The organism is Saccharopolyspora oryzae (genome assembly GCF_027853915.1).
In the GTDB taxonomy this organism is placed as follows: Bacteria; Actinomycetota; Actinomycetes; order Mycobacteriales; family Pseudonocardiaceae; genus Saccharopolyspora; species Saccharopolyspora oryzae.
The window spans coordinates 1-4,131 of record NZ_JAQGLA010000170.1; the positions used below are offsets into that span (position 1 = coordinate 1).

Here is a 4,131-nt window from a genome sequence, read left to right on the forward strand (position 1 = left end):
GTTACGCACTCACGACCGATCAGACCTGCGGCATCAGGAGGAGCCAGGTTCCGCCGAGGACCAGCGCGACCAGACCGAGGAGGTACCAGGTGGTCAGCCAGAGGCCGGGGGGCGTTCTGGTCAGGCGGGCGAGCTGGTCGGCGTCGGAGTTGGCCGCCCTGCCGCGCGAGCGCTTGCGGCTCAGCTCGCCGATCGGGCGCAGCCCGCCGATGAGCAGGAACCAGCTCAGCAGGGCGCTGCACAACGCCTGCCACGCCGGAGTCGCGAACCAGACCACCGCGAAGACAGCGCCGCCGGTGAGCAGGATCGACAGCACGCCGTAGGCGTTGCGGATGGCGAGCAGCATCGCCGCCAGCAGCACCAGGCAGCCCCACAGCATCACGTGCGCCAGGTCCGCGGTCACCAGCCACGCGCCACCGAGACCGAGCAGCGACACCGCCGGATACCCGGCGAACAGGGTGAAGACCATGCCCGGCCCGGTCGCCTTGCCCGTCGACACGGTGAGCCCGGAGGTGTCGGAGTGCAGGCGGATGCCGTTGAGCTTGCGACCGCTGAGCAGCGCGATCACCGCGTGCCCGCCTTCGTGCGCGATGGTCACGACGTTGCGCAGCGGCAGCCAGGTGGCGCGGTTGACCACCAGGACCAGCGAGATCAGGCCCGCGATCAGCGCGGCGACGTTGCCGGAGTCGAGCAGCTGCGCGGTCCACTCCCGCACTAATTCGTCCACAGTAGACACCTGGCGTTCCGGGTACAGGTCGCGCCCCACACTATCCGAACACCCGAACGACCCGACCCCGGCGATTCCCACCCCCATCCACCCCGCTCCGCCGTCCCCGATCCGGTCAAACCCGCAATTTCAATGGAAATCAGACCTCCGATTTCCATTGAACTTGCGGAAGTTCTCCACAGCCAGGCCGACCTGTCCACACCCGTCGGCATGTCGGGTCCCGACACGCCGGGGGACCGCAGTTTCAATTGAAACTGCGGAACCCAGGCACGGCGGATCACAGTTTCCATTGAAACTGTGGTCCACGATGCGGGATCGGACCGAAGATCAGGCCGGGTCGGGGTCAGGTGGAGGAGCGGATGATCAGGTCCGGGGTGATCGCGATGCTCCGGGGGGTTGTTTCGTCTCCGGAGAGGCGGGCGTCGAGGCCTCGGACCGCTTCCGCCGCGATCTGCTCCTGGGGTTGGCGGACCGTCGTCAGGGCCGGTTGGGCGAGTTCGGCGTAGGGGATGTCGTCGAAGCCCGCGACCAGGACGTCCTCCGGGACGCGGACACCGCTGTTCGCCAGTTCGCCGAGCACGCCGAGGGCGATCGTGTCGTTGCCGCAGACGATGCCGTCGGGCAGCGAATCCCGCTCCAGCAGCCGCAGAGCCGCCTGCTGCCCCCACTCCTTGCTGAAGTCGCCCAGCAGCACGTCATCACCATCGCCGACCGCTCGCCGGAAACCGTCCAGGCGGGCCTGAGCAGCCGAGTCGGTGGGCTGCGCCCCGACGAACACCAGCCGCCGGGCGCCGCGCTCGGTCAGGTGCCGGACCACCTGCCAGACCCCGGCCTCGTTGTCCACGCCGACCCAGCTGCCCGCGAAGCCGTCCACCCGCAGGTCGAGCTGGATCACCGGGATCCGGGCCGCGGCCGTGGTCAGCGCTTCACCGCTGCGCTCGCGGTGGCACGGGATCATGATCAGCGCGTCGACGCGGCGGTCCAGCAGCGCGCGCACCTGGCGCTGCTCGACCTCCGGTTCGTAGTGCGAGTTGGCCAGCAGCAGGCTGCGCTGGCCGTCGTGCAGCTGCTTCTCGATCGACTCGACGAGCGTGGCGAAGAACGGGTTCGAGATCCGGGGCACGACCATGCCGATGGTGTGCGTGGTGCGGCTGCGCAGCGATGCCGCCACGACGTTGGGCTCGTAGTCGAGCTCGCGCGCCGCCGCGAGCACCTTGTCCCGGTTGGCCGCGCGCACTCCGCGCTGGCCGGACAGCGCGCGGGACGCCGTCGCCACCGAAACCCCGGCTCGCGCCGCCACATCGTGGATCGTGACGCCCACGCCACCTCCTCCGCTCGGGGTCGTGCGTGCTCCGTTGCCGCACGGCCGATCGGAGTGTAATCGGTTTCGCTCCGAGTTTCGCCACTTGACAGCCGATCGCCCATCGTTCATTGTGGCCCAGCTACGGAAACCGATTACAGTTTCCGCGCTCAACGACGAGTGGAGCTGACCGTGATGGCCGACGACGGGCATCTGGAGCTGATCGGGGTCTCCAAGATCTACCCCGGTGTGCGCGCCCTGGACGCCGTGGACTTCGACCTGCGCCCGGGCGAGGTGCACGTGCTGCTCGGGGAGAACGGCGCGGGCAAGAGCACGCTGATCAAGATGATCGCCGGGGCGCACCGCCCGGACACCGGGGAGATCCGGGTGGACGGGAAGCAGGTGCGCTTCCACGGCCCCGAGGACGCCGAACGGCTGGGCATCGCCACCATCCACCAGGAGATGGCGCTGGTCCCGCAGCTGACCGTGGCCGAGAACATCTACCTGGGCCGTCCGCCCCGCCGCTTCGGCGTGATCGACCGCCGCGCGATGCGCCGCCAGGCGCGCGAGCTGATCGAGCGGATGGGCCTGGACCTCGACGTGGACGCGATCGTCGGCGAGCTCGGCGTCGCGCACCGGCAGCTGGTGGAGATCGCCAAGGCGCTCAGCCTGGACACCCGCTTCCTGATCATGGACGAGCCGACCGCGGTGCTCAGCCGGTCCGAAGTGGACAGGCTGTTCGGCATCGTCGGCGACCTCACCGCGCAGGGCGTCGGCGTCGTGTTCATCTCGCACCTGCTCGACGAGGTCGCCGAGATCGGCGACCGGGTCAGCGTGCTGCGCGACGGCACCAAGGTGGGCGAGGTGCCCGCCGACACCGATCAGGCCGAGCTGGTGCGGCTCATGGTCGGCCGCAGCGTCGACCAGCAGTACCCGCCCCGCGAGGCCGAGATCGGCGACGTGCAGCTGGAGGTCCGCGGCCTGACCAGCTACGGCGTGCTGTCCGACATCAGCTTCACCGCGCGGGCCGGCGAGGTGCTGGGCATCGGCGGCCTGGTCGGCGCGGGACGCACCGAGCTGGTGCGCGCGCTGTTCGGCGCCGACCGCTACGACCGGGGCGAAGTGCTGGTCGGCGGGCGCTCGATCCCGTCCGGCGACATCGCCGCGGCCCGCGCCGCAGGTCTCGCGCTGGTCCCCGAGGACCGCGCCGGGCAGGGCCTGGTGCTGGGTGCTTCGGTGGCCGAGAACCTCGGCATGGCAACGATTTCCGACCGCACCAAGGCCGGCCTGGTCGACCTCGCTGCGCAGCGGCGCGAAGCCGCGGAGTCGGTGCAGCGGCTGCGGATCCGCACCCCCGGGCTGGACCAGCCCGCGCTGGCGCTCTCCGGCGGCAACCAGCAGAAGATCGTCATCGGCAAGTGGCTGCTGGCCGAGCCGCGGGTGCTCATCCTCGACGAACCCACGCGCGGCATCGACGTCGGTGCCCGCGCCGAGATCTACGAACTCATCAACGAACTCGCCCGCGCGGGCACCACGGTGCTCGTCGTCTCCAGCGATCTGCCCGAGCTGCTCGGGCTCAGCGATCGCGTGCTGGTGATGGCCGATGGACGGCTGCGCGGCGAGCTGGACGGTGCCGAGGCGACTCAGGAGCGCGTGCTGGCGCTCGCCGTCTCGGCGGAGAACACCGGAGGAGAAAGCGATGCCTGACAACGAGGTCGGCACCACCCCCCGCTGGCGGGCCGCGCTCGGCCGCGCGGGCGGTCCGCTGGGCGGGCTGGTCGCGCTGGTGGTCCTGCTGGCGCTGTTGTCACCGGACTTCCTGACCCCGAACAACCTGCTCAACGTGGGCGTGCAGGCGTCCGTGGTGGCGGTGCTGGCGTTCGGCATGACGTTCGTGATCGTCAGCGGCGGCATCGACCTGTCGGTGGGCAGCGTCGCCGGGTTGGCCGGGATCGTCGCCGGCTGGGCGGTGACCTCGGCCGGTCTTCCGCTGTGGCTGGCGGTCCCGATCGGTCTGGCCGCCGGTGCGGTGGCCGGTCTGCTCAGCGGTGTGCTGATCACCGCGGGCCGGGTGCCGCCGTTCATCGCGACGCTGGCGATGCTC

The 4,131-nt window shown here is 70.5% G+C and carries 4 protein-coding genes; 2 read left to right on the forward strand and 2 right to left on the reverse strand.

The features are described 5' to 3' along the window. Positions 1–19: 19 nt before the first annotated feature. Both OU415_RS37915 and OU415_RS37920 read right to left on the reverse strand, forming a co-directional pair. Entirely contained in the window at positions 20–727 is a 708-nt protein-coding gene (locus tag OU415_RS37915) for a M50 family metallopeptidase (RefSeq protein ID WP_270954630.1), read from the reverse strand. A gap of 343 nt (positions 728–1,070) precedes the next feature. Then, positions 1,071–2,048: a LacI family DNA-binding transcriptional regulator gene (locus OU415_RS37920; RefSeq protein ID WP_270954631.1), complete on the reverse strand. Its 978-nt coding sequence runs from the start codon at positions 2,046–2,048 to the stop codon at positions 1,071–1,073. A gap of 174 nt (positions 2,049–2,222) precedes the next feature. Between OU415_RS37920 and OU415_RS37925 the strand changes: the two genes are divergently transcribed. Together OU415_RS37925 and OU415_RS37930 are read left to right on the forward strand one after the other, a co-directional pair. Further along, positions 2,223–3,734, forward strand: a complete 1,512-nt coding sequence (locus OU415_RS37925; protein WP_270954632.1) for a sugar ABC transporter ATP-binding protein — start codon at positions 2,223–2,225, stop codon at positions 3,732–3,734. Beyond that, on the forward strand, positions 3,727–4,131 hold a 405-nt coding region (locus tag OU415_RS37930), incomplete at its 3' end, for an ABC transporter permease (protein WP_408642003.1). The genes OU415_RS37925 and OU415_RS37930, both read left to right, overlap by 8 nt.

Coding starts and splice junctions, on each gene's coding strand:
- OU415_RS37925 (WP_270954632.1), top strand. CDS start 2,223: ATGGCCGACGACGGGCATCTGGAGCTGATCGGGGTCTCCAAGATCTAC.